Genomic DNA, 24561 nt, shown 5'->3' with positions numbered 1-24561 from the left:
GCGCATCGGCGCGCGGCGCCTAGGCTGTTGCGGGCACGAACGTGTTCAGCGGAGCGGAAGGGCGGGCGCAGATGTCGGCTGGTGGTGGCAAGAAGGCGATTATCGCCGCGTTGACGGCCAACGCGGGGATCGCGGTATCGAAGTTCGTCGGCGCGGCGATCACCGGATCGGCGTCGATGATGGCCGAGGCGGTGCACTCGGTGGCCGATACGGCCAATCAGGGTCTGCTGCTGTTCGGCCAGCGCGCGGCCGCCAAGGACGCCGACGAACTGCACCAGTTCGGCTACGGGCGCAACCGGTACTTCTATTCCTTCGTGGTGGCCCTGGTGCTGTTCACCCTCGGCTCGGTGTACGCGATCTACGAGGGCATCCACAAGATCCAGCATCCCGAGGAACTGAGTCAGCCGATCGTGGCGATCGTCATCCTCGGCATCGCGATCGGCCTGGAGACCTTCAGTTTCCTCACCGCCGTGCGGGAGTCCAAGCCGCTCAAGGGGTCAGCGAGCTGGTGGCGGTTCATCCGCAACTCGCGCAGCCCCGAACTGCCGGTGGTGCTGCTCGAGGACACCGGCGCGTTGATCGGTCTGATCATCGCCTTCGCCGCCGTCGGGCTGACCGTGGTCACCGACGACCCGATCTACGACGGTATCGGCACGCTGTGCATCGGTGTGCTGCTCGGCCTCATCGCGGTCGTGCTGATCGTGGAGATGAAGAGCCTGCTCATCGGTGAGGGTGCCACGCCCGACGAGGACCGCGCGATTCGCGAGAACCTGGTCGACGGCACGCTGATCACCTCGGTGATCCACCTGAAGTCGGAGTACCTGGGTCCGGAGGAGATGCTGGTCGCGGCCAAGGTGGCCATCGCGCCGGGGCTCGATATCGCCGGGGTCGCCGAGGCGATCGACGCGGCGGAGATGCGGGTGCGTACGGCGGTGCCGACCGCGCGACTGATCTACCTGGAACCCGACCTGTACCGCACGCTGTGATATCTGCGGCTTCGCCGCGGGGTTCTCGGCCCCTTGGGCCTCGCGGCCGAAAACCCGTGGTCGACACCGGGGGTGAAGTCGACGGGGCCGTACGGATCGGCGGGTAGCGTCGCCGGGTATGGCGGCGCAGGGCGAAGACAGCGCGATCGCGATCCTCGCGGCGCTGGGGGCGAACACCGGGATCATGATCGCGAAGTTCATCGGCGCGTTCATCACGGGGTCGTCGTCGATGCTGGCCGAGGCGGTGCACTCGGTGGCCGATACCGGCAACGAGGCGCTGCTGCTGCTCGGGCGCAAGCGGGCCGATCAACCGGCCGACTCGCTGCACCCGTTCGGGTACTCGCGCAACCGGTACTTCTATTCGTTCGTGGTGGCGCTGGTGCTGTTCACGATGGGCTGCCTGTTCGCGGTGAACGAGGCGATCCACAAGATCCGGTTCCCCGAGGAACTGGACTCGCCCACGGTGGCGATCGTGATCCTGCTGGTGTCGATGGTGCTGGAGGCGGCCAGTTTCCGGACCGCGCGCAGGCAGTCGGCCCCGCTCAAGGGCAAGCACTCGTGGTGGCATTTCATCCGCGATACCCGTAATCCGGAACTGCCGGTGGTGCTGCTCGAGGACGCGGGCGCGCTGGTGGGTCTGGTGTTCGCGCTGGCCGGGGTCGGGCTGACCATGCTCACCGGCAACGCGGTGTGGGACGGGGTGGGCACACTGTTCATCGGCCTGCTGCTGGGCACCAATGCCATCGTGCTCATCATCGAGACCAAGAGCCTGCTCATCGGCGAGGGCGTGACAGCCAAGGAGGACAGCGCGATCCGGGCCGCGCTGCTGGCCGATCCGCGGATCGTGCGGGTCATCCGGATGCAGACCCAGTACCTCGGGCCCAGCGATGTGCTGGTCAACGCGAAGATCGCCATGCGGCCGGGGCTCGATATCGCGGAGGTGGGCGCCGCCATCGATGCCGCCGACGAGCGGATCCACGAGGCGGCGCCGAACACCGGAACGGTCTATCTCGAACCGGACATGATCCGGCCGGGTAGCCGTCCCGATCGGTTGTGATCAGCGGGCGCGGTGATACGAGGGAGTCGCGCCGCGCAGCAAGTCGAGCGGGTCGGTGACGATGCCGAAACGCGTGCGCAGGACGTGCCCGGCCGCATGCAAGCCGCTCATGCCATGGACGCCGGGGCCGGGTGGGGTCGAGGACGAGCACAGGTAGGTGCCGGGGATCGGGGTGGAATAGGGGTTCCAGCGGGCCAGCGGGCGAAAGGCGGTCTGGCGCAGGGTCATCGCGCCCGCGGAGATGTCGCCGCCGACATAGTTGGCATTGTGGGCGGGCATGAAGGCGGCGGGGCGCACGTGGGTGGCCAGGATCAGGTCGCGGAAGCCGGGGGCGAAGCGTTCGACCTGGGCGATGACGGTCTCGCTGATATCGCGGTCGGAGCCGTTGGGCACGTGGGCGTAGGTGTAGAAGGTGTGCTGCCCGGCGGGAGCCCTGGTCGCGTCGACCACGCCGGGCTGGATGGCCAGCACGTACGGTCGGTCGGCGAATCGTCCCGCGGCGACCTGCTGTTCGGCCCGCATCGCCTCCGCGCGGGTGCCGACCAGGTGCAGGGTGCCCGCCAGGTCGGCGCCGGGCGCGGCCCAGGGCACCGGGCCCGACAGCGCGAAGTCGACCTTGCAGGCGGCGCCGCCGTAGCGGAAGCGGCTCAGGCGGTGGCGGTAGCGCTCGGGCACGCGGTCGCCGGTGATCCGCAGGAATTCGGCGGGCGAGGTGTCGAACAGGACGGCGCGGGCCGTGGCGAGTTCGGCGAAATCATCGACCCGGTGCCCGGTCACCACCTCGCCGCCGAGGCGTTCCAGTTCCGCGATCAGCGCGTTCGGGATGGCCTGGCTGCCGCCGCGCGGGATCACCCAGCCGCCCGCGTGGGCGAGGGTGCCCAGCAGCAGCGCCGCGCCGACCGCGGGCAGCGCGCGCGGCACGGTGATGGCGTGGGTGGCGACACCGGTGAGCAGCGCGGGCGCGACCTCGTCGTGAAAACGCTTGTTCCACAGCGGAGATCCCTGTTCGAGCAGGCGCAGACCGAAGCGGACGGCGGTGGGGATGCGGGTCGGCGGATGACGCAGGTCCGACATGGCCAGCTCGACCACGTCGGGCCAGCGCTCGACCAGGGGGGCGAACAGCGCGCGCCAGGCGGGGCCGTCGCGGCCGAGGTCGGCGACGGTGGATTCCAGGTTGCGCCAGGCCAGTCCGGCGATGCCACCGTCGAGCGGATGCGCGTAGGAGACGGTGGGCGCGAGCAGTTCCACACCGTGCGCGGCCAGGTCGAAGGCGCGGAAGAACGGCGACGCCAGGGCCATCGGGTGCGCGCCCGCGCAGACGTCGTGGTGGAAGCCGGGCAGGGTGAGCTCGGCGGTGCGCGACCCGCCACCGGCCTGCTCCTGGGCCTCCAGCACCCGCACCGACAGCCCGGCCCTGGCCGCGATCACCGCGGCCGCCAGGCCGTTCGGGCCGGAGCCGACCACTACGACCTCCGCCATCGATGTCCTCCCAGCTCGACGGATCTCTTGGTCTCCAACGTACGCGGGGCCCGGCAGGCACGCCGATGAGGTGGTGGTCACGGGCCTCAGCTCAGCGAGCTCCACATATCGACGAGCAGTTCGATGCGGCGCTCGCGGAGTTCGGGGCGCAATCGGCCGCTGCGGTCGAGGGTGACCAGGCCGTGCAGGGCGGCCCAGGCGGCTTCGGTGCGGGCGCCGAGCTCGTCGCCCTCGGCGGTGCCGCGGAACATCGCCTCCAAGGCGGCGAAGGCGTCGCGTAGCGGCTGGGGGGCGTCCAGGCCGAAGGTCAGGTCGGTGTCGAGCACGAACATGGCTTCGTAGCGGGCGGGATCGGCGTCGGCGAAGTCGAGGTAGGCGCGGGCGATCTTGTCGATCACCTCGCGCGGGGTGCGCGCGGCGTCGTGGGCGCGGCGCAGCACCACGGTGAGTTCGACGCAGCCCTCCAGCGCCACGGCGCCGACGATGGCGGCCTTGCCTGCGAAGTGGCTGTAGAGCACCGGCTGGCTGTACTCGATGCGCTCGGCGAGCTTGCGGATCGTCACCGCCTCCCACCCGTCGGCCGCCGACAGCTCCCTGGCCGCGTCGACGATGGCCTGCCGCCGCCCGGCGCGGTCGCGTTCCTTGCGCGTCTGCGTACTCATGCTCGAAATTCTAGCAAGGCTAGCGGTGTCGCTGACCTCGTTATCGGGGCGAAGGTCGCCGCGCAACACAACCAGTCGGTAGGGTCGCGGTTCTGGAACATCGAGGAACGAGGTCGGACGCACGATGCGACGAGGACGGCTGTCGCTCGCTGGGCAGGCCTTCGTCTGGCAGCTGGTGGTGCTGGCACTGATGATCGGCACGGGAACCGTGCTGGCGGTGCTCGACGCGCGCCACGACCACGATGTGGCGACCACGCTGCAGGTCCGCGACGTGGCGGTGACGGTGGCGCGCTCCCCCTCCACGCTGGCGGCGGTGAACTCGCCCTACCCGAGCGGGCTGCTGCAACCGACCACCGAGCGCATCCGGGTCGACACCGGCATGGACTTCATCGTGGTGATGGCCCCGGACCGCACCCGCTTCACCCACACCACCCCGGAGATGATCGGCAGGCCGTTCGTCGGCAATATCGACAAGGCGCTGGCCGGGCAGACCTTCACCGAGACCTTCACCGGCACGCTGGGCCCCTCGATCCGCGCGGTCACCCCGGTGCTGGACAACGGCAAGGTGGTGGCGCTGGTCTCGGCGGGGGTGACCCGGGCCAAGATCGGCACCCAGGTGACCTCGCAGGTGCCGGTCATCCTCGGGGTCTCCGCGGCGGGGCTGGCGCTGGCCGCGTTCTCCTCGTTCCTGCTCAGCCGCAGGCTGCGCCGCCAGACCCACGGCCTGGCCCCGGAGGAGCTGCGCGCGCTCTACGAGCACCACGACGCGGTGCTGCATTCGGTCCACGAGGGATTGGTGGTGTTCGGCGCGGACTCCGGGCCCGCCGAGGTGGTCAACGACCAGGCCCGCACCCTGCTCGACCTGCCCGACGGCCCGGTGCACCGCGGCGACCTGCCGGTCTCGCTGCAGCAGATGCGCTGGGGGGTGGTGCGCGACGAGACGCACGTGACCACCGACCGGGTACTGCTGGTGAACCAGGACGTGGTCACCTGGGAGGGCAAGGCCATCGGCACGGTCCTCACCATCCGCGACCAGACCGAACTGCGCGCGGTGCTCGGCGAGCTCGACTCGGTGCGCGGCTTCGCCGAATCGCTGCGCGCGCAGGCGCACGAGGCGGCCAACCGGCTGCACACCGTGGTCACCATGGTGGAGCTGGGCCGCCCCGAGGAGGCCGTCGCCTTCGCCACCGCCGAACTGAAGCTCTCGCAGGTGCTCATCGACCGGCTGCTGGCCGCGGTCGGTGACGCGGCGCTGGCCGCGCTGCTGCTCGGCAAGGTCGACCAGGCCGCCGAACGCGGGGTGGGCCTGGCCATCACCGAGGACACCGCGCTGGACTCCACCGACCCGCTCTCCGCCCAGGAGACCGTCACCCTGGTGGGCAATCTGATCGACAATGCCATCGACGCCGCCGCGGGCACCGTGGACAAGCGGGTGGAGGTGTCGGTGCATCACCGCGACGGGGACCTGGTGGTCCGGGTCGCCGACAGCGGACCGGGAATGTCCGCGCAGATGTTCGTGCGGGCCGCCGAACGCGGCTACACCACGAAATCCGACCACGCCGGGCTGGGCCTGGCGCTGGTGCACCGCCTCGTCGATCGGCACGGCGGTGCCATCACCACCACGGCCGCACCACACAGCGCGGTCATCGTTCGTATTCCGTTGAGGGAGAAGCCATGATCCGCGTCCTGATCGTCGAGGACGAGCCGTTGATCGCGCAGGCCCACCGGGCCTATCTCGAACGGCTCGACGGTTTCGTCACCGGCGGGGTCGCGCACACCGGCCGCGACGCGCTGGCGCTGGCGGCCGAGGCCATCGACGCGGACAAGCCGTTCCACCTGGTGCTCATGGATATCGGGCTGCCCGATATCAGCGGCCTCGAGGTGGCCGCGGCGCTCAACGCGCTGGAACCACGCCCGGACGTCATCGCGATCACCTCCGCGCGCGAGCTGACCATGGTGCGCAACGCGGTGGCCCACGGCGTGGTGCTGTACCTGCTCAAGCCGTTCACCTTCGCCGCCTTCCGCGAGAAGCTGGAACGCTACCGCGATTTCGACACCGCCCTGCCCGCGGGCGAGGCGGCCCTGTCGCAGTACGACATCGACCGCGCGCTCGGCGCCCTGCGCACCGCCGACCAGCGCGCGGGCGCGCCCAAGGGCGTCGTCCAGCACACCCTCGAGGAGGTGTCGCGGGCCGTCCGCTCGGCCGAGTCCGGCATCACCGCCACGGACGCGGCGGCCGTCGTCGGCGTCTCCCGGATCACCGCCTGGCGCTATCTGGAGAAGCTGGCCGATGACGGATTGGCCGAGCGCCGCGCGGATTACGGCCGTGCGGGCCGCCCCAAGACCCGCTACCGCTGGCGCGCGGGCGCGTAAGGCTCCGACGCGCCGGGCGAATCGTCGAATCAAGCCCTGGCATCCGCGTGCGGGGCGGCCGGCCAGGCTCACGACCCGCCAGCGCACACGGGCGCGGGCGCGGGCGTAAGCCCGTGGCGCGCAAGGCAGCTCGCCGGGCGGACCGTCGAATCTGGCCTCACCCCCGGCGGGCGGCGCCCGCTAAGTCGTCGGGGGCGGTGGTGCGGGCGATGGGGCCCAGGTCGACCGGCATGTGTTCGTAGCCGTGCAGGGTGAACAGGTTTCGGCGGGTGGGCTCGCCGCGCAGGCGCAGGTCCGGGTAGCGCTCGTAGAGGGCGCGCAGGGCGTGGACGGCTTCCATGCGGGCCAGGCTGGCGCCGAGGCAGGAGTGGATGCCGCTGCTGAAGGACACGTGGTCCTTGGCATTGGGGCGGGTGATGTCGAAGCGGTGCGGGTCGGCGAAGACCGCCGGGTCGCGGTTGGCGCCCGCCAGCGACACGATGACGGTGCTGTCGGCGCGGATCCGCACACCGTCGATCTCGACATCCTCGAGCGTCTGCCGGGCGGTGGTCTGCACGGGCGGATCGAACCGCAGCGTCTCCTCCACCACGGCACCCCAGCGGTCAGGGTCGGCCTGGGCCAGGGCGAGCTGGTCGGGGTGGGCCGACAGGGCCGCGATGGCATTGCCGATGAGGTTGACCGTGGTCTCGAACCCGGCACCCATGAGCAGGCTCGCGCTGGCCTGGAGCTCGCGCAGGCTCAGGTCACCGGAGGTGACCAGGGTGGACAGGATGTCCTCGCCCGGGTTCTCCCGCAGCTTGGCGATGTGGGCGGCCAGATAGTCGTCCATGGACTCGATGGCCGCCAGCGCGGCGCGGTAGGTGCGCCACGAGGTGCCGATATCGAGCAGCGGGGTGACCCGGTCGCCCCAGCGCAGGAACAGCTCACGGTCGGCGGCCGGGAAACCGAGCATCTCGGCGATGATCGCGATGGGCACCCGGGCCGCGAAATCGGTGATCAGGTCGACCGAACCGTGCGCGGGCATGGCGTCGAGCAGTTCGGCGGTGACCACCTCCACCCGATCGCGCAGCCGGGCGATGGCACGCGGGGTGAACGCCGAGGCCACCGGCTTGCGCATCCGGGTGTGCTCGGGCGGGTCCAGCACCAGCATGGACGGCGGCTCGACCGGATTCGGCGGCACCGCCACCCCGTCGGCGAGCTTGCGCCACGGCGCCGGGACGTCCTGGGTGATGGCCGGGCGCACGCCGAAGCGGTTGTCGCGCAGGATGGCTCGCACCTGGGCGTGCTCGAAGGTGACGTACGCCAGCGGCGTCCGGCGCAGGCCACCGCCCTGGGCGCGCAGCTCGTCGATCAGCGGGTAGGGATCGTGCAGGCCCTGCTGCCCGCTGAGCAGCAGGGCGAAGGGGTCCGCGCGCCACCGGCGCCAGCCCAGGATGGCCCGGGGCGCCCCGTGCTCGGCCGACCATCGCCACCAGTACCGAGGAATCATCGCCACCCCTTTGTGCCGTCATGTCCGAACGTGCCATTCACGGTACCGACACCCTGTGACACGCGACACGTCCCGCGGAAGGAGCCCGACCTATACCCGGGTAGGAGACGGCGACATACGCACAGTGCGCGGACGGGCCGGGAAACCGGTGCGTGGCGGGCACCGGTCGGGACTCCGCGCGGCCGGGCGGGTCAGCGCCGCACCGTGACACGTTCGGTCGCGACGCGATGGGCCACCGCGGCGGGGTCGGGATTGACCACCTGCACCAGCGACGCCCCCGCGTACAGCACCGCGATGTACCCGTCGATCAGCTCGTCCACGGTCTCCCACGGCGAGCTCGACAACACCCGGTCCCCGGCCGAGATGCCCTGCAACTGGGCGGATCTGCGGGCCGCGTCGAGCACCTCGCCGACGGAGAGCCCATCGAGCGCCGCGCGGAAACCGCCGGGGCGGAACTGATCTCCGTGCACGCGCACCGCGGTCGCGAAATCGGTGACGCCCGGCGGCAGATCGCGCACCGGTGTGCCCATGGCGTCCAGCGACAGCACCGCCACCTCGCCCACCCCGTCGACGTCGTCGAGCCGGTCGGGGGTGACCAGCGCGAGGTCGGCGTCGGGATCGGGGGTGAGGACCACCTCGGTGCCCGCCCACCAGCAGCCCAGCAGCACCGCGGCGGTCTGCCAGTGCGCGGGCAGCGGCACCGCGACCCGGGCGCCGGGACTGAGCGCGAACTCGTCGCGGATCAGATTGGCGGTCTTGGCCGCCCAGTTGGCCAGCGTCAGGCCGGACAGCTCGATCCGGGCGCCGGTCGCGTCGTCGTACCAGGTGACGCGCGGGCCCGCGGGGTCGCGTTCGAGGATCGGGTCGAGGAGCGTATCGGTCAGCGTCGAATTCGGCTCACGCATGGATCAGTTCACACATTTCGGTCCGTTCTGGCCAGCGTCGATCGGCGGGGCGGGCGGTACCGGCGTCGCGGTCGCCGAGGAGGACGTGGAGTCGAAGTCGAACATGCCCGCCGCGCTCGAGCCGGGACCAGAGTAGTCGCTCGCCAGGACAACGCTCACCGTATCCGCCGACAGCGACGAATCCGCGACGACGGTGAGACCACCGAGCGCCTCGGCCACCGCGGCGGCCTTCGGATCGGCGGAGTCGGCGGCGAGCACTCGGCTCGAGCTCACGCTGCCACCGGTGTAGTTACCCACCGTGCCCTCACCGAAACCCTTGCCGATCAGCGCGGTCGACACCTTGCCCGCCAGACCGGTGGCGCCACCGGCGTTGTAGACGCTGACCGTCACCGTCGACGGGTCGATCTTCGGGGTGTTCTCAACCCTCTCCGGCTCCTCGCCGACCAGCCCGCTGACGTAGGCCTGCACGGTCTTCGGGTCCACCCGCACCACCGACTCGCCCGCCGTGGTCATGCTGTTGAGATCGGCCACCGGGATGGTCTCGAATTCCACCTTGCCACCGGAGAGATCCTTGAGCTGCTGCAGGAAGGCCAGCACGTCCCAGTCCTCGTCGAGCACCACCGTGCGCCCGACCGCCTCGCTGAGCTCGCCGAGCTTGCCCGGATTGGCCAGCACCCTGGCATTGAGCAGCTGCCCGACCAGCTGGGCCATGAACACCTGCTGACGCACGATGCGATCGATGTCACCGCGCTGTAGCCCGTGCCGCTGGCGCACGAAGCTCAGCGCCTGCTGCCCGTCCAGGCGCTGCTGCCCGGCGGGGAAGTCCGCGCCCGACATGGGTTCGTCCACCGCCTCGTTCAGGCACACCTCGACCCCGCCCACGGCATCGGTGAGCAGCACGAAGCCCAGCAGGCTGACCTCGGCGTAGTGGTCGACGGTGATGCCGGTGAGGTTGGCCACCGACTTGATCAGCGCCTGCCTGCCCGCCTTGGTCGACTCCTTCTCCGCCTCGCTCTCGGAACTGCCCTTCGCCAGCAGTTTCGCGCGTTCGGTCTCCTTGGTGGCGCCGTAGGCGGAGTTGATCTTGGCCTTGCCCTGGCCGGGCACGTCGACGTAGGAGTCGCGCGGGATCGAGATGGCGGTGGCCGAGCGGCCGTCGTTGGGCACCCGGACCAGCACGATGGTGTCGGTATTGGTGCCCACCTCGTCACCAGCGTGCAGCATGGCGCGCTCCGCGGTGGTGAGCGGGTTGCCGTGCGCGTCGGTGCGGCTGTCCACGCCGACGAGCAGGATGTCGACCGCGCCGTCGCGGCCGCCGCCCAGGCCGAGCCCGCCGATCCGGTCGATATTGGCGATGAGGTTGTCGACACTGCGCCAAGCGAATCCGGTGAGCGCCAGCACCAGCACAGCCGAGATCGCCACCATGAGTTTCGCGGGACCCACCGCGCCCATCGGGGTGCTCACCGCTGGTGGTCGTGTCGACTCTCGCACTCGCGCATCCTCTCGACGAACTCCGCGCCCGGCACCGCACCTGTCCCCCGGAATACCCCGTCACCTGGCAGCCATCACAGGCTAACCAACAGTTACCACAGTCGGGCCCAACCGCAGGTGCCCCGGCGTGCCAGACTTGCCGCGTGAACGCCGATTTCCCCGACCCCGCTCGCCTGATCGTAACCGGCGCGCGCGGCCTGCTGGGGCGAGAGATCCTGCGCCTGGCACCCGCGGCCGCGGGCTTCGGCCGCGCCGAGCTCGACATCACCGACCGGGCCGCCGTGGACGCCGTGCTCACCCCGGGCGCGGTGGTGCTCAACTGCGCGGCCTACACCGCCGTCGACGCCGCCGAGACCGACCGCGAGGCCGCCTTCGCCGCCAATGCCACCGGACCGGCCGTCCTGGCCGCTGCCTGCGCCGACGCGGGCGCCCGGCTCGTGCACGTCTCCACCGATTACGTCTTTCCCGGGACCGCGCACACACCCTACGAACCCGGCGATCCGACCGGCCCCGCCACCGTCTACGGCGCCTCCAAACTGGCGGGCGAGCAGGCCGTGCTGGCGCGGCATCCCGCTGCGCAGGTGGTGCGCACGGCCTGGGTGTACGGCGGTGTCGAGGGGGATTTCGTCGCCACGATGCGCAGGCTCGAGCGCGAACGCGAGACCGTCAGCGTCGTCGACGACCAGCTGGGCTCGCCCACCAGCGCCGCCGATCTGGCCGCCGCGCTGCTGGAACTGAGCACCCGCCCGGATGCCCCGCGTGTGCTGCACGCCACCAATTCCGGGGCCGCCACCTGGTTCGACCTGGCCGTCGCCGTGTTCACCGAGCTCGGCGCCGACCCCGCCCGGGTGCTGCCGTGCGACTCCGGCGCCTTCCCCAGACCCGCACCGCGCCCGCCCTATTCGGTGCTGTCCCCCGCCGCCTGGAACGCGGCCGGGCTCACCCCGCTGCGGTCCTGGCGTCGCGCACTCACCGCCACACTGCGCGGCTTGTCCGACTAGGCTCCGCAGTCGTGAACGCAGCCGACGCAGCCGATTCTCCAGCCCCCGCGAGCCTCGCGGTCGTCACGGTGACCTATTCACCGGGCGAGCACCTCGAGCATTTCATCACCACCCTGGCCGGTGCCACCAGCGAGAAGCCGCAGGTGATCCTGGCCGACAACGGGTCCACCGACGGTGTCCCCGAGCTGGTCGCCGAGGCCAACGCACACGTGCGGCTGCTGCGCACCGGCGGCAATATCGGCTACGGCGGTGCCATCAACCGGGCCGTGGCCGAGATCGATCCGTCGATCGAGTTCGTGATCCTGGCCAACCCCGACATCCGCTGGGGCGTGGATTCCATCGACACCATGCTCGCGGCCGCCAAACGCTGGCCGCGGGCGGGTGCAATCGGGCCGATGGTGCGCGAGCCGGACGGCAGCGTCTACCCCTCCGCGCGCCGGGTCCCCGGCCTGGCCGACGGCGCCGGGCACGCCGTGCTGGGCACCATCTGGCCGAAGAACCCCTGGTCGGTGCGCTATCGCCAGGAGAACGAGCAGATCTCCGAGCGGATCGTGGGCTGGCTGTCGGGCTCGTGCCTGCTGGTGCGCCGGGCCGCCTTCGACACCATCGACGGCTTCGACTCGCGTTACTTCATGTACATGGAGGACGTGGACTTCGGCGACCGCATGGGCAAGGCGGGCTGGCACAATGTGTTCGTCCCGGACGCCGAGGTGACCCACGCCAAGGGCCACGCCGCGGGCAAGCACCCGGAGATCATGCTCCCGGCGCATCACGCCAGCGCCTACCGCTTCCAGGCCGACCGGCATCCGCACTGGTGGCAGGCCCCGTTGCGGAGCGCGTTGCGCGCCGGACTTGCGGTTCGCTCCAGGATTGCGGTTCGATCGGCGCTGCGCGAGAAAGCGCGCACCGGCGTCTGAGTGAGACGCCGTTCACTGTGAACAGGGGAAACTCGATGGCAGGCAACTCAGGCACCGACGCGGTCATCCTCGTCGGCGGACAGGGCACGCGGCTGCGTCCGCTCACCCTCTCGGCGCCCAAGCCGATGCTGCCGACGGCCGGGCTGCCCTTCCTGACCCACCTGCTGGCCCGCATCGCCGAGGCCGGGATCACCCACGTGGTGCTGGGCACCTCGTTCAAGGCCGAGGTCTTCGAGGAGCACTTCGGCGACGGCGCCGAGCTCGGGCTCGAGATCGAGTACGTCACCGAGACCGAGCCGCTCGGGACCGGTGGCGGCATCCGCAATGTGCTGCCCAAGCTGCGCGCGGACAATGTGATGGTCTTCAACGGTGATGTGCTCGGCGGCACCGATCTGGGTGCGATCCTCGACACCCACGAGAAGTCCAACGCCGATGTCACCCTGCATCTGGTCCGGGTCAGCGACCCGCGCGCCTTCGGCTGCGTGCCGACCGACGCCGACGGCCGGGTCACCGCGTTCCTGGAGAAGACCCAGGATCCGCCGACCGACCAGATCAACGCGGGCTGCTACGTGTTCCGCCGCGAGTACATCGAGAAGATCCCGTCCGGTCGCCCGGTGTCGGTGGAGCGCGAGGTCTTCCCCGCGCTGCTGGCCGAGGGTGCCCGGGTGCAGGGCCACGTCGACGCCTCCTACTGGCGGGACATGGGCACCCCCGAGGACTTCGTGCGCGGCTCGGCCGACCTGGTCCGTGGCATCGCGCCCTCGCCCGCACTGCCGGGTCAGCGGGGCGAGTCGCTGGTGCATCCCGGCGCGGGTGTCGCGCCGGGCGCGCTGCTGATCGGCGGCACCGTGGTCGGCCGGGGTGCCGAGATCGGCGCCGGTGCCCGGCTGGACGGCGCGGTCATCTTCGACGGCGCGATCGTGGAAGCGGGCGCGACCGTGGAACGCTCCATCGTCGGCTTCGGCGCCCGGATCGGTCCGCGCGCCCTGGTGCGCGACGGCGTCATCGGTGACGGCGCCCAGGTCGGCGCCCGCTGCGAGCTCCTGCGCGGCGCCCGCGTGTGGCCGGGCGTGGAGATCCCCGACGGCGGCATCCGGTTCTCGACCGACGTCTGAACGCGAGCGTGTCCGCTGTCGACCTGACCAAGAAGCCGTCTCGCGTCGGAAAGCCGCGCCGCCGCGGTTGGCGGATTCTCGGCAGCGCGCTCGAGTGGCTGTTCGGCCTGCTGTTCTGAGCGGCTAGCTGAAGCCGACCGCCTGGTCACCCCAGGCCGAGTGCAGGTAGGCGTCGGGGTTGTCGACGACGCGGTCGATGGTGTCGATCAGCAGCGTCGTGCGGGCGGCGGGGCGGTAGTACGGCCAGTGCTTGGAGCCGTCGAGGGCGGCCGGGACACCGTGTTCGGCGAAGGCCAGCCAGCGCCGCTGCATGCGACCCGAGACCGCGATCGAGACCTTGCGGCCGCCGAGCCAGAAGGTCGGGTCGTGGTTGAGGGTGCCGAAATTGCCGAAGACATACGGCAATTCGGTGGCGTGTCCGGCGCCGACGCGGGCCGCCTTGAGCATCGGGGTGGCGTAGTCGAAGCGGTACATCCAGGTCGGCGAGTGCTGGGCGTGCGCCTCGGCCACCCAGGCCGCGGGCATCCGGAAGGCCGCGTCGGTCGACATGGCCAGCGCGCCCCTGGTCTTGGCGAGATCCGGGTAGGCCGAGGTGATCTCGGCGATGCGCTCGGGTGACATCTCCGGATGCGAGGCGGCCACATCGCGCAGCATGGCGTTCACCGCGTCGGGGGTCACCGGCATGATCGGGGAACGCAGCACCCGGAACAGCGAGGCCTCGTCCCGATTGGTCCCGATCAGCAGCGGCACCCGGTGCGAGCGACCCTGCTGGAAGCGGTCGATCGGATATCCGGGCAGCAGATCGCCGTCGACCACCGGCGCCGCCGCGAGCCTGCCCGGTTCCCGGATGGGCACCTCGTCCAGCAGCACCGCGCCCACCTCGACCAGCCGCTCGACCGGCAGTTCCAGCAGCTGCGCGGTATCGTCCGGGCCGAGTTCGAGCAGTTCGAGATAGCGCTGGGCGACCACGGCGGCGCGTTCCTGCCCGAAGACGGTGGTGGCGGGCGGGCTCTGCGCGATCGCCTTGTGGAACAGCCCGGCGGCGGCGGGCGAGGTGAGCAGCGCGGTCACACAGCCCGCGCCGGAGGACTCCCCGAAGACGGTGACATTGCCCGGATCGCCCCCGAAGGCGGCGATATTGTCGCGGACCCAGGCCAGCGCGGCCAGCTGATCGTGCAGGCCGAGATTCGGGGTGAACTCCGCACCGAACGACGACAGGTCGAGGAACCCGAGCACGCCGAGCCGGTAGTTCACCGAGACCACCACCACCTCGCCCGCCTCGGCGAGCTTGCGGCCGTCGTAGATGGCCTGCGCGGCGGTGCCGAGGCAGTAGGCGCCGCCGTGCAACCACACCATCACCGGGCGGGGTTCGGCGTCGCTCGGTTCGGGACGCGGCGACCAGACATTGACCCACAGGCAGTCCTCGCCCATCCGCAGATCCGAGTCGACCGGCACCATCGAGCCCATGGCCTGCGGGGCGATCTCACCGAATACCGCGCAATCGCGCACCCCCTCCCACGGCTCGGGCGGGCGCGGCTTCGCGAAACGGTGCGGTCCGGCGGGGGGCGCGGCGTAGGGGATGCTGCGCCAGACCGCGACCGGTCCGTCCCAGATCCCGCTGACGGTGCCGTCCTGGGTGTGTGCCATCGGTTCGGCCTCGGGTGCCCGCACCTCGGGCTCGATCTCGGGCTGAATGCTCATCGCACACCTCCTAGCCGGCGCGACCGCACGGGTGCCTGGGGATTAGCTCCGCCGGTCACAGCACCTGGTGACTTCCTACGAGCGTACGTGTGGACGCCAGGAACACGCCCTCAACGCACCATTCCCGCAGGTAACAGTTACTCCGTGGAACGCCAACGATGTCCGGATCCATCCACGGGGCCGACGGTCACACCGGTTTTCCGCGCGCCGGACAGCGAAAAATCGGCTGCCGTCCGGAGGATCCCCTCCGGACGGCAGCCGTCCCCACGCCCGTTAGCTGGAAATACGCTGTGGTTCGTCGCCCACGTAGGCCGCCCACAGCCGCCGGTACGGCCCGTCCACGGCGAGCAGCTCGGCGTGCGTACCGACCTGCACCAGCGATCCCGAGCCGACCACCGCGATCAGGTCCGCGTCGGCGGCGGTGGCCAGCCGGTGCGCCACCACGAGGGTGGTGCGGCCCGTGGTCAACACGTCGACGGCAGCGCGCACCCTGGCCTCGGTGGCCAGATCCAGCGACGCGGTCGCCTCGTCCAGGATGAGGATGTCCGGGTCGACGAGCTGGGCCCTGGCCAGCGCGAGCAGCTGCCGCTGCCCCGCCGACAGGCTGCGCCCGTGCGCCCCGATGGACTGGTAGTAGCCGTGTTCGAGCGCGGCGATCATCTCGTGCGCGCCCACCGCCCGCGCGGCCCATTCGATCTCGGCGGGTTCGGCCTCGGGCCGTCCGTAGGCGATGGCCTCGCGCACGGTGTCGCCGAACAGGAACGGTTCCTGCGGCACCACCCCGAGCCGCTTGCGGAAGTCGCGCAGCCGGAACCGCCGGATGTCGACACCGTCGACCAGCACCGCGCCCTCGGTCGGGTCGTAGAACCGCGCCAGCAGCTTGACCAGCGTCGACTTGCCCGCGCCCGTCTCCCCCACCAGCGCGACCTTCTGGCCCGGTTCGATCCGCAGGTCGAGCCCGTCGAGCACGGTCTTGTCGCGCGCGGCGTAGCCGAAGCTCACTGCGCGCAGCTCGATGGCGCCGTCCAGGCGGGTCACCGGCAGCGGGTCGTCGGCCTCGGGGGTGTCCACCGGTGTACGCAGCAGCTCACCGATCCGGTCGACGCCGACCACGGCCTGCTGGTAGCTGTCGAAGACCTGCGAGAGCTGCTGGATCGGGGCGAACAGCAGCTCGATGTAGAGCAGGAACGCGATGAGCGTGCCCGCGGTGAGCAGGTCGTCGCGCACCTGGTGCACCCCGACGGCGAGGACTGCGGCGGTGGCGATCACCGACATCAGCTCGATGCACGGGAAGAACACCGCCATCAGCACCTGCGAGCGCAACCGGGCCGTGCGGTAGGCCCAGGACCGGCGCTCGAACTCGGTCTGGTTCACCGCCTCGCGGCGGAACGCCTGGGTGACGGTGATGTTGTCGACATTCTCCTGCAGGTAGGCGTTGACCGCGCTGACCCGCTCCCTGGCCAGGTTGTAGGCGGGCACCGAGGCCCGCCGGAACGCGACCGTCGCCACCGCGAGCACCGGCAGCAGCGCGAGCACCACCACGGCCAGCCCGGCATCGATCACCAGAAGCGCGGCGACCACACCGGCGATGGTGACGGTGCTGGTCAGCGCGGTGGCCAGGCCGGTTTGCAGGAAGGCCGAGAGGCCGTCCACATCGGTGGTCATCCTGGTCATGATCCGGCCGCCGAGCTCGCGCTCGTAGTACTGCAGACCGAGGCGTTGCAGGTGGGCGAAGGTCTTCACCCGCAGCCCGTAGAGCAGCCGCTCCCCGGCCCGCCCGGTGACGCGCACCTGCGCCACACTGATCGCCCAGTCGATCACCACCACCGCGATGGCCAGCGCCGCCGCGCCGAGCACCACATCGCGCGCCCCGGCCAGCACGCCGTGGTCGATGCCGTAGCGCACCAGGAACGGGATCAGCACCTGGGCGATGGCGTCGAGGCCGACCAGGCCGAGCCCGGCCAGCAGCGGCCAGGTGAACGGGCGCAGCAGGCGCGGCAGCGAGAAGGCGGTGTCGGGGGTGTGCGAGAACGAGCGGTCGACCTCGGGTTCGCCCGAGACCGGCGGCAGGCGATCGAGCAGGGCGACGAGGTCGCCGGTGGGCGGCGCGCTCGCCATCATGCCGCCCCCGGCGCCACCGCCCGGACCGGCGGGCGCGCCCGCCGACCGACGCGCGAAGGCCCTGGCCAGATGTTCCATGGTGCGGTCGTCGCTCTCGTCGACTTCCGGTGCCACCCAGAGCTCTTCGGTGGCCACCCGCGCGGTGTCGCGCTGCGGGTCGGCGCCGATGCCCACCACTTCCGGCGGGGTGAACAGCGCGCGGAACAGCTCCCCGGAGTGCTGGAGTTCGCGCAGCGTGCCCAGTTCGGCGACCCGGCCGCCGTCGAGCACGGCCACCCGGTCGGCCAGTGCCAGCGTCGAGAGCCGGTGGGCCACCACGATGGTCGTGCGCTTGGTGAGCTCCGCGCCGACGCGCTGGTAGATCAGTTCTTCGACCTGGGCGTCGATAGCCGAGGTGGCGTCGTCGAGCACCAGGATCGGGGCTTCGGTGAGCAGCGCGCGGGCCAGCGCGATCCGTTGACGTTGGCCGCCGGAGAGGCGTTGGCCGCGTTCGCCGATGGTGGTGTCCAGACCGTGCGGCAGCGCGGTGACGAACTCGTCGGCGGCGGCCAGATACAGGGCGTGCCAGACCTGCTCGTCGGTGGCCGCTGGCCTGCCGTAGGCGACATTGGCTCGGATGGAGTCGGCCATCAGGTGGGTGTCCTCGAAGACCATCGCCACCTGGGCGCGCGGATCGGCCAGCGTGCGCAGGTCGACACCGTCGAACCGCACCGCTCCCGCGTCGGGTTCGAGCAGGGCGGGCAGCAGCGACACCAGGATCGTCTTCCCGCTGCCCGCCCCGCCCGCGATGGCGACGGTCTCGCCGGAGCCGATCGTCAAGTCGAGCCGGTCGAGAATCGGGGTGGTGTCGAAACCGAAGCTGACGGCATCGAATTCGATCGACGGCGGCCCGGCGACGCCCTGCGTCATGGCTTCGACGCGCACCGGGTCGGTGCCCCCAACGGCGGGAACAGCGTCGGCGTCCGGCGCCTCGATCACCTCGCGTACCCGGTCCAGCGAGGCCTTGCCCTGCTGGCTCACCGTGAGCAGCATGGAGAACTGCCGCACCGGACCCACGAAGGCGCTCAGATAGGTCATGAAGGCGAGAAACGTGCCGAGCGTGATGGATTGACGTAGCGCGAGCAGCCCACCGACGATCAGGATCAGCGCCTGCCCGGCGGCGGGAATCGCCTGCACGAGCGGGGTGAACCGGCTGGTGATCCGGGTAACCCGCAACCGCGAGCGATACAGCACCCGCGCGCTGGCGCCGAGCTCATCGAGTTCGTAGCGCTCCTGCCCGAACCCCTTCACCACCCGCACCCCGGCCACCGCCGCCTCGACCCGCATGGCGACCTCGGCCGCGCGGGCCTGGGCGTCCCAGTTGGCCGGGAAGAGCTGACGCTGGCTGCGCCGGGTGACGATCCACAGCACCGGCAGCACCAGCAGCGCGATCACGGTGAGCGCCGGTGACATCACCGTCATCAGCACCAGCACCGCAACCAGCAGCGCCACATTGCCCGCGATCATCGGGATGAGCTGCAGGAACATCTGGATCAGCGTCACATCGGTGATCGCCCGGCTCACCACCTGCCCGGTGCGCAGCTGGGCCTGCTCGCGCCCGTCCAGGCGCAGCAGCGCCGCGAACAGGTCACGGCGCAGGTCGTGCTGCACCCCGAGCGAGAGTTCCGAGGACGCCACCCGCCGCGCGTAGGACGCGCCGAACCGCGCGCCGCCCAGCACCAGCAGCACCACCACCCACGGCGTCACCGACGCGGCGGTGGCACTGAGGGTGTCGACCACGTGCCGCACCACCAGCGGCAGCGCCGCGGTGAGCAGCGCCGCCGCCAGCGCACCGGTGTAGCTGACGATCACCAGCCGCCGGTGCTCGAGACAGCGCGCGAGCAGGTAGCGAATCCAATCCGATCTCATCGGGCGGCCACGAGCGTGTCCGCGGTGTCGAATTGGTTGGCGGGCCGGGCGAGGCCGTAGTGGCCGCGCAGGGTGGTCTCGGTGTATTCGGTGCGGAACAGGCCGCGCTCCTGCAGGATCGGGACCACCTCGTCGACGAAACGTTCCAGGCCAGAGGGCAGTACGGCGGGCATGATGTTGAACCCGTCGGCCGCGCCCTGCCGGTACCAGTCCTCGATGGCGTCGGCGACCTGCACCGCGGTGCCCGCGAAGGTGCGGTGGCCGCGACCACCACCGAGCCGGGCGATGAGCTCGCGCAGGGTGAGCCGTTCGCGGCGAGCCAGATTCACGATGAGGGTGAAGCGGCTCTTGGCGCCCTCGATATCGTCCTCGGTGGGCAGGTCCTCGGGCAGCTCGGCGTCGAGGTCGAGCTCGTCGATGGGCAGTTTGAACCGTTCGGCGAGCTGCTTGCGCGCGTATTCCGGCGAGATCAGCCGGGCCAGTTCGGCATCGAGCGCTTTGGCCTCCTCCTCGGTGTCCCCGATGATCGGGACGATGCCGGGCAGGATCTTGATGGTCTCCGGATCGCGACCCGCGGCGACGGTGCGCGCCTTCAGATCGGTGTAGAACGCCTTGGCGTCCTCGAGGGTCTGCTGCGCGGTGAACACCGCCTCGGCGTAGCGGGCGGCGAACTCCTTACCGTCCTCCGACGAACCCGCCTGCACCAGCAGCGGATAGCCCTGCGGGGAGCGCGGCACATTGAGCGGGCCGTCGACGCGGAAGTGCTCGCCGTGGTGCAGGATCTTGCGCACCTTGGACGCGTCGGTGTGGATGCCGAGTTCCTTGTCGGCGAGCACGGCGTCGTCGTCCCAGCTGTCCCACAGCTTGGTGGCGACCTCGACGAACTCGGCGGCCTTCTCGTAGCGCAGCTTGTGCTCGGGGGTGTCGTCGAGACCGAAGTTGCGCGCGGCGTCCCCACCGGCGGTGGTGACGATGTTCCACCCGGCCCGGCCGTTGCTGGCCCAGTCCACCGAGGAGAACCGGCGGGCCAGGTTGTAGGGGTCGTTGTAGCTGGTGGACGCGGTCGCGATGAGACCGATGCGGCTGGTCTGCACGGCCACGGCGGTCAGGATCACCGTGGGCTCGAGCTTGCCGCTCGGCCTGCGGCCGGGATCACCCATCAGTACCGGGCTGTCGGCGAAGAAGATCGAATCGAGTTTGCCGCGCTCGGCGGTCTGCGCGAGCTTGACGTAGTAGTCGATATCGGTGTGCGCGTGCGGGTCGCTCTCGGGCAGCCGCCAGGCCGCCTCGTGATGACCGACCGACATCAGGAACGCGTTGAGGTGCAGATATTTGGACATGGATGTGCCTTTCGGGCCGCGCCGTCGAGAGATCAGGCGACGGTGGCGGGTTCGAGGATGACGTCGTCGGCGACACCGAGCGCGGTGAGCAGGGTGCGCCGGACGCGCTGGAAGGCGGGCAGACTCGCGTCGCGGCCGCCGGGCAGATCGACGAGGAGGTCCACGGACAGCTTGCCCTCGTCGAGCACGAGCACCCGGTCGGCCAGCGCGACCGCCTCGTCGACATCGTGGGTGACCAGCAGGACGGTCGGCCGGTGCCGGGCGATCAGATCCCGCAGCAGCGCGTGCATCTTGATCCGGGTGAGCGCGTCGAGCGCGCCGAAGGGTTCGTCGGCCAGCAGCAGGTCGGGCTCGCCGACCAGCGAGCGGGCCAGCGAGACCCGCTGCTGCTCACCGCCGGAGAGTTCGCTGGGCCAGGCCCGTTCGCGTCCGGCCAGGCCGACCTCGGCCAGCACCTGCTCGGCGGCGGGCCGCCGGGTGCGCGGCTGCCCGTAGAGCACATTGGGCAGCACCCGCTGCCAGGGCAGCAGCCGCGAATCCTGGAACACCACCGAGGTTTTCGCGGGCACACGCAGGGTGCCATCGCCGTCGACGTCGTAGTCGAGCCCGGCCAGGGCCCGCAGCAGCGTGCTCTTGCCCGAGCCACTGCGCCCGAGCAGGGCGACGAACTGGCCCGCCGGAATGGTCAAGTCGATGGAGTCGAGCACCGCCCGGTCACCGAACCTGCGGGTCAGTCCGCGCACGGCCACCCCGGCGACCTTCGCCTCGGTCACCCCGCGATCGTGCGTCGCCATGACAGCACCTTTCGTTCCAGCAGCCGGATCGCCGAGTCCGAGATCAGGCCGAAGACGCCGTAGACCACCAGGCCGACCAGGATCACATCGGCCTGTCCGTAGTTCTGGGCGTTGGTCATCATCTTGCCGAGGCCGTCGGTCGCGTTGACCGTCTCGACCACGATCAGCACCAGCCACGCGCTGGTCACCGAGAGCCGCAACCCGAGGAAGAAGCCGGGCAGTGAGCCGGGGATCACCACGCTGCGGATGAACTCCGCCCGCGACACCCCCTGCACCTCGGACAGTTCCACCAGTTTCTGGTCGATCGTGGTGAGCGAGGCGTGGGTCTGGATGTACATGTGCACGATCACGCCGAGGGTGATGAGCACGACCTTGAACTGCTCGCCGATGCCCAGCCACAGGATCATCAGCGGGATCAGGCCCAGGGTCGGGATGGCGCGTTTGATCTGGACCGGGCCGTCGATGATCGATTCGCCCAGCCGGGACAGCCCGGCGATCACCGCGAGGGTGGTGCCGATCAGCACACCGATCACCAGGCCGAGCATCGCGCGTTGCAGCGAGACACCGAGATTGGCCAGCAGCGGGCCGTTCACCGTGAGGTCCCAGCCGGTCTGCAGGACCGTCCAGGGGGCGGAGAGTTTGCGCGGGTCGATCAGCCCGAGCAGGGCGCCGCCCGCCCAGGCGCCCAGGATCAGCACCACGCCGAAGAGGCGGGCGGCGGGCAGGGCCTTGCGCAAGCCGAGCCTGCGCAAGGCCCGCCGTTCGACGAAGCCGTCGGCGGCGGGCGCACCGGCCGGGGCCGCGGTGCGCGGCAGGGCGATGGTCATCACGCCCCCTTGTTGCGATAGGGCGCCGACACCGCATCGAAGGCGATCTTCTCGAAACGCCGGTCGAACAGGTCGGCGGCGTCGAACGACTTACCGAAGAAGCCGGCACTCGTCACCAGATCGATCGTTTCCTGTTCCCAGGCGATGGCCTCGTCCCAATTCTCCGGGAAATACGGCTGTTCCACCGTGGTCAGAATGCGCTTACCGTCGGCCACCGACACCGACTGGTCCTTCACGTAGTACGCGTCGATCCATTCGTCGGGGTGTTCCCAGGCCCATACTTCGCCGCGCGCCCAGAATTTCACGAATTCGGCGACGGCCGCGGCCTTGCTGTCGTCGCGCAGCACCGAGGTGGGGGCCCACAGCACGCTCAGCGCGTCGACCGCCGGGGTGGCGACCGCGGTCGCGCCCTCGGCGGCGTACTTGTCGAGGTACTTGGTCAGGGTCGGCTCGCCCAGCGGGGCGACGTCGATCTCCTTGGCCTGCAGCGCGGTGAGGAACTTCGGGCCGGTGATCTCGACCAGCTGCACCTCGTCGGTGCGGATGCCCGCGGCCGCGAGGGTGCGCAGCACCACCAGGCCCTGTGCCTGCCCTGGCGAGAAGGCGATCTTCTTGCCGCGCAGGTCATCGAGGGTGTTGATGCCGGAACCGGGCGCGGTGGCCAGCTTGTACAGCGGCGTCGTGCGCACCTTGACGCCGACGATCTTGGCGTCGAATCCGGTGGCGTGGGCGTGGATCGGCGGGATGCCCGCGTTGGTGGCCAGGTCGACCGACCCGCCGCGGAAGGCCTGGATCACGTCGGGTCCGGCGGAGACCGCGGGCCACGACGACACCGTGAACGGCAGCTTGCCGAGTTCGCCGGAGGCTTCCAGCGCTACCCGGGCGGTATTGGCCGCGACGGTCAGCGCGACGCCCGGCGGGACCGTGGTGGGCAGCGGGGCGGTGAGGGCGGAGGTGTCCTCGTCGCCGGTCGCGCAGGACACCGCCAGCAGCGAGGTGGCCGCGGCGAGCAGAGCTATTCGACGAATGGTTTTACGCATGATGATTTCTCGGATCGAATCGACGGAATGGTGTCAGCTGAATTCGAACCGCGACAACACCGCAGGCCCGGAATTTCCCGGACGTCGCCGGTGTGCATTTTGTTCATGCCGATAACTGTCGCTTTCCGGGCCCATTCCGGTCAATATTCGACCGCCTTAAAATAACCACGAATCAAACCGCTTGCGCGGACACCGATGCCAGCGGGTCCCGGAACAGCTCGTGCAGGACCACCGCGGCGGCCGACATCACCAGCACGCGGCCGGGGAAGGCCGATTCCACGATCACCTCGGCCGGGTCGGCGCCGATCACCGAATGCGCGCGCACCGCCTCGTCATAGGCCGCACGCAGCCCGGCGACGCGACCGAGGGCCCGGTCCACCAGGACCAGTGCCTCGGGGTCGAGCAGGTCGATCAGGGCGGCGGCGACCGCGCCCATCGCCGTGGCGCGCTCGAGGAACAGCGCGCGCTCGGGCCCGCCCGCGGCGGCGGCCTCGATGAGGTCCGGCACGGTCGCGTGGTTTCCACCCGCGCGGCTCAGCAGCGCCTGATCGCCCAGGTCGGCCAGCAGGGTGGGACCGGCTGTCGCACTGAGCAAGCGGGCCACCGACCCGGCACCGGAGTGCGGGCCGTAGTGCACCCGGCCGTGCACGGCGAAGGCCGCGTCGATGACATTGCCGACAAACAGCACGATCGAGCTGGTGGTGGCGCGCAGATGGCCGTAGAGCTGTTCGGCGTGCATGAGGGCGCGGGTGTGGCTGTCCACGCTCACCGGCAGACCCGTGCGGGTGGCGAAGTACTCGCGCACCGGGATGTCGCGCCAGCGCAGGTACGAGTGGTCCACGACCGAGCCGGTGGTGGTGTCGACCCGGCCGCCGATCGCCACCCCGAGGCCGCGCACCCGGATGCCGTCGGCGAGGCCGTCGGCCACCGCCCCGACCCGCTCGATCGCGGTGTCGAGGATGTCGTAGGGGGCCAGGGTGCGATGCGGGAGCTGTTCGGAGTGCAGCACCGTGCCCGCGATGTCGACCACCGCGACGGTGCTCTGCGCAGCCGCGATGTGCACCGCCAGCACCGCATTGCCCGCGCTGTCGAGCGCGATCGGGCTGTGCGGGCGCCCGACTCCACCGGGTCCGGCGGTCTCGGGCAGCTCGACCAGCAGCCCGGCGTCGAGCAGCGCCCGGCTCTGGCAGGTCACCGTCGCCGGGGACACCCCCGCCCGTTTGGCCACGATGCTGCGCGGCGCCGAGCCCAGTGCGAGCACCGCCCGCAGAACCGCCCCCGCACTGCTGTTCGTCATGTGCCACACCTCGCCGTCATTCAGACCGATCACGGTACGGAGCGCGGCGGGCGCGGCG

Annotated in this window: 19 protein-coding genes; 7 read left to right on the top strand and 12 right to left on the bottom strand. The window is 70.7% G+C overall.

Annotated features, from left to right (window positions below; all coding sequences use genetic code 11):
• The first annotated feature begins 71 nt into the window (after window positions 1-71).
• Together WA675_RS18770 and WA675_RS18765 are read left to right on the top strand one after the other, a co-directional pair.
• Window positions 72-986: a cation diffusion facilitator family transporter gene (locus WA675_RS18770; RefSeq protein WP_336085896.1), complete on the top strand. Its 915-nt coding sequence runs from the start codon at window positions 72-74 to the stop codon at window positions 984-986.
• Between the two features lie 118 nt (window positions 987-1104).
• On the top strand, window positions 1105-2043 hold the full coding sequence (locus WA675_RS18765) for a cation diffusion facilitator family transporter (protein ID WP_336085895.1): 939 nt from the start codon (window positions 1105-1107) through the stop codon (window positions 2041-2043).
• Here the strand turns inward: WA675_RS18765 and WA675_RS18760 are convergent, their stop codons facing one another.
• Window positions 2044-3522, bottom strand: coding sequence for a phytoene desaturase family protein (locus WA675_RS18760; protein WP_336085894.1), 1479 nt, complete (start codon window positions 3520-3522; stop codon window positions 2044-2046).
• An 86-nt stretch (window positions 3523-3608) separates the two neighbouring features.
• Window positions 3609-4184 carry a TetR/AcrR family transcriptional regulator gene (locus WA675_RS18755; RefSeq protein ID WP_336085893.1) on the bottom strand — a complete coding sequence of 192 codons (576 nt, stop codon included), beginning with the start codon at window positions 4182-4184 and terminating at the stop codon, window positions 3609-3611.
• 124 nt (window positions 4185-4308) lie between these two features.
• On the opposite strand from WA675_RS18755, the gene WA675_RS18750 reads away from it, so the two are divergent.
• Together WA675_RS18750 and WA675_RS18745 are read left to right on the top strand one after the other, a co-directional pair.
• Window positions 4309-5862 carry a sensor histidine kinase gene (locus WA675_RS18750; RefSeq protein WP_336085892.1) on the top strand — a complete coding sequence of 518 codons (1554 nt, stop codon included), beginning with the start codon at window positions 4309-4311 and terminating at the stop codon, window positions 5860-5862.
• Entirely contained in the window at window positions 5859-6557 is a 699-nt protein-coding gene (locus WA675_RS18745; protein ID WP_278263331.1) for a response regulator, read from the top strand. Before WA675_RS18750 ends, WA675_RS18745 begins: the two co-directional genes overlap by 4 nt.
• Before the next feature lie 157 nt (window positions 6558-6714).
• Here WA675_RS18745 and WA675_RS18740 read toward each other — a convergent pair whose 3' ends face one another.
• The 3 genes from WA675_RS18740 to WA675_RS18730 form a co-directional block, all read right to left on the bottom strand.
• Entirely contained in the window at window positions 6715-8046 is a 1332-nt protein-coding gene (locus WA675_RS18740; protein WP_336085891.1) for a cytochrome P450, read from the bottom strand.
• Window positions 8047-8237: 191 nt separating this feature from the next.
• Window positions 8238-8951, bottom strand: a complete 714-nt coding sequence (locus WA675_RS18735) for a TIGR03089 family protein (RefSeq protein ID WP_336085890.1) — start codon at window positions 8949-8951, stop codon at window positions 8238-8240.
• Window positions 8952-8954: 3 nt separating this feature from the next.
• Window positions 8955-10403, bottom strand: a complete 1449-nt coding sequence (locus WA675_RS18730) for an LCP family protein (protein WP_336085928.1) — start codon at window positions 10401-10403, stop codon at window positions 8955-8957.
• A 182-nt stretch (window positions 10404-10585) separates the two neighbouring features.
• Between WA675_RS18730 and rfbD the strand changes: the two genes are divergently transcribed.
• Genes rfbD through WA675_RS18715 form a run of 3 tightly spaced genes read left to right on the top strand, consistent with a single transcriptional unit; the run spans window position 10586 to window position 13475 of the window.
• Window positions 10586-11443 carry a dTDP-4-dehydrorhamnose reductase gene (rfbD, locus tag WA675_RS18725; protein ID WP_336085889.1) on the top strand — a complete coding sequence of 286 codons (858 nt, stop codon included), beginning with the start codon at window positions 10586-10588 and terminating at the stop codon, window positions 11441-11443.
• An 11-nt stretch (window positions 11444-11454) separates the two neighbouring features.
• Entirely contained in the window at window positions 11455-12360 is a 906-nt protein-coding gene (locus tag WA675_RS18720) for a glycosyltransferase family 2 protein (protein WP_336085888.1), read from the top strand.
• Between the two features lie 35 nt (window positions 12361-12395).
• Complete coding sequence (locus WA675_RS18715) at window positions 12396-13475, top strand: NDP-sugar synthase (RefSeq protein WP_336085887.1); 1080 nt, start codon at window positions 12396-12398, stop codon at window positions 13473-13475.
• 123 nt (window positions 13476-13598) lie between these two features.
• On the opposite strand, the gene WA675_RS18710 is transcribed toward WA675_RS18715, so the two are convergent.
• The 7 genes from WA675_RS18710 to WA675_RS18680 form a co-directional block, all read right to left on the bottom strand.
• The gene (locus tag WA675_RS18710; protein WP_442945660.1) at window positions 13599-15176 is read right to left on the bottom strand and encodes a carboxylesterase/lipase family protein; all 1578 of its coding nucleotides are present in this window, start codon (window positions 15174-15176) and stop codon (window positions 13599-13601) included.
• 273 nt (window positions 15177-15449) lie between these two features.
• Entirely contained in the window at window positions 15450-19205 is a 3756-nt protein-coding gene (locus WA675_RS18705) for an ABC transporter ATP-binding protein (protein ID WP_336085885.1), read from the bottom strand.
• On the bottom strand, window positions 19202-20545 hold the full coding sequence (locus WA675_RS18700; RefSeq protein WP_336085884.1) for an LLM class flavin-dependent oxidoreductase: 1344 nt from the start codon (window positions 20543-20545) through the stop codon (window positions 19202-19204). The genes WA675_RS18705 and WA675_RS18700 overlap by 4 nt, the downstream gene beginning before the upstream one ends.
• Before the next feature lie 32 nt (window positions 20546-20577).
• Window positions 20578-21339, bottom strand: coding sequence for an ABC transporter ATP-binding protein (locus tag WA675_RS18695; protein WP_336085883.1), 762 nt, complete (start codon window positions 21337-21339; stop codon window positions 20578-20580).
• Entirely contained in the window at window positions 21315-22166 is an 852-nt protein-coding gene (locus WA675_RS18690; RefSeq protein ID WP_336085882.1) for an ABC transporter permease, read from the bottom strand. The genes WA675_RS18695 and WA675_RS18690 overlap by 25 nt, the downstream gene beginning before the upstream one ends.
• Entirely contained in the window at window positions 22166-23206 is a 1041-nt protein-coding gene (locus WA675_RS18685; RefSeq protein WP_336085880.1) for an ABC transporter substrate-binding protein, read from the bottom strand. The genes WA675_RS18690 and WA675_RS18685 overlap by 1 nt, the downstream gene beginning before the upstream one ends.
• 172 nt (window positions 23207-23378) lie before the next feature.
• Window positions 23379-24503, bottom strand: a complete 1125-nt coding sequence (locus WA675_RS18680; protein WP_336085879.1) for an ROK family protein — start codon at window positions 24501-24503, stop codon at window positions 23379-23381.
• Window positions 24504-24561 lie beyond the last annotated feature (58 nt).

Source organism: Nocardia sp. SSK8, assembly GCF_037034205.1.
Taxonomy (GTDB): Bacteria; Actinomycetota; Actinomycetes; order Mycobacteriales; family Mycobacteriaceae; genus Nocardia.
This window is presented reverse-complemented; position numbering and strand designations above follow the sequence as displayed.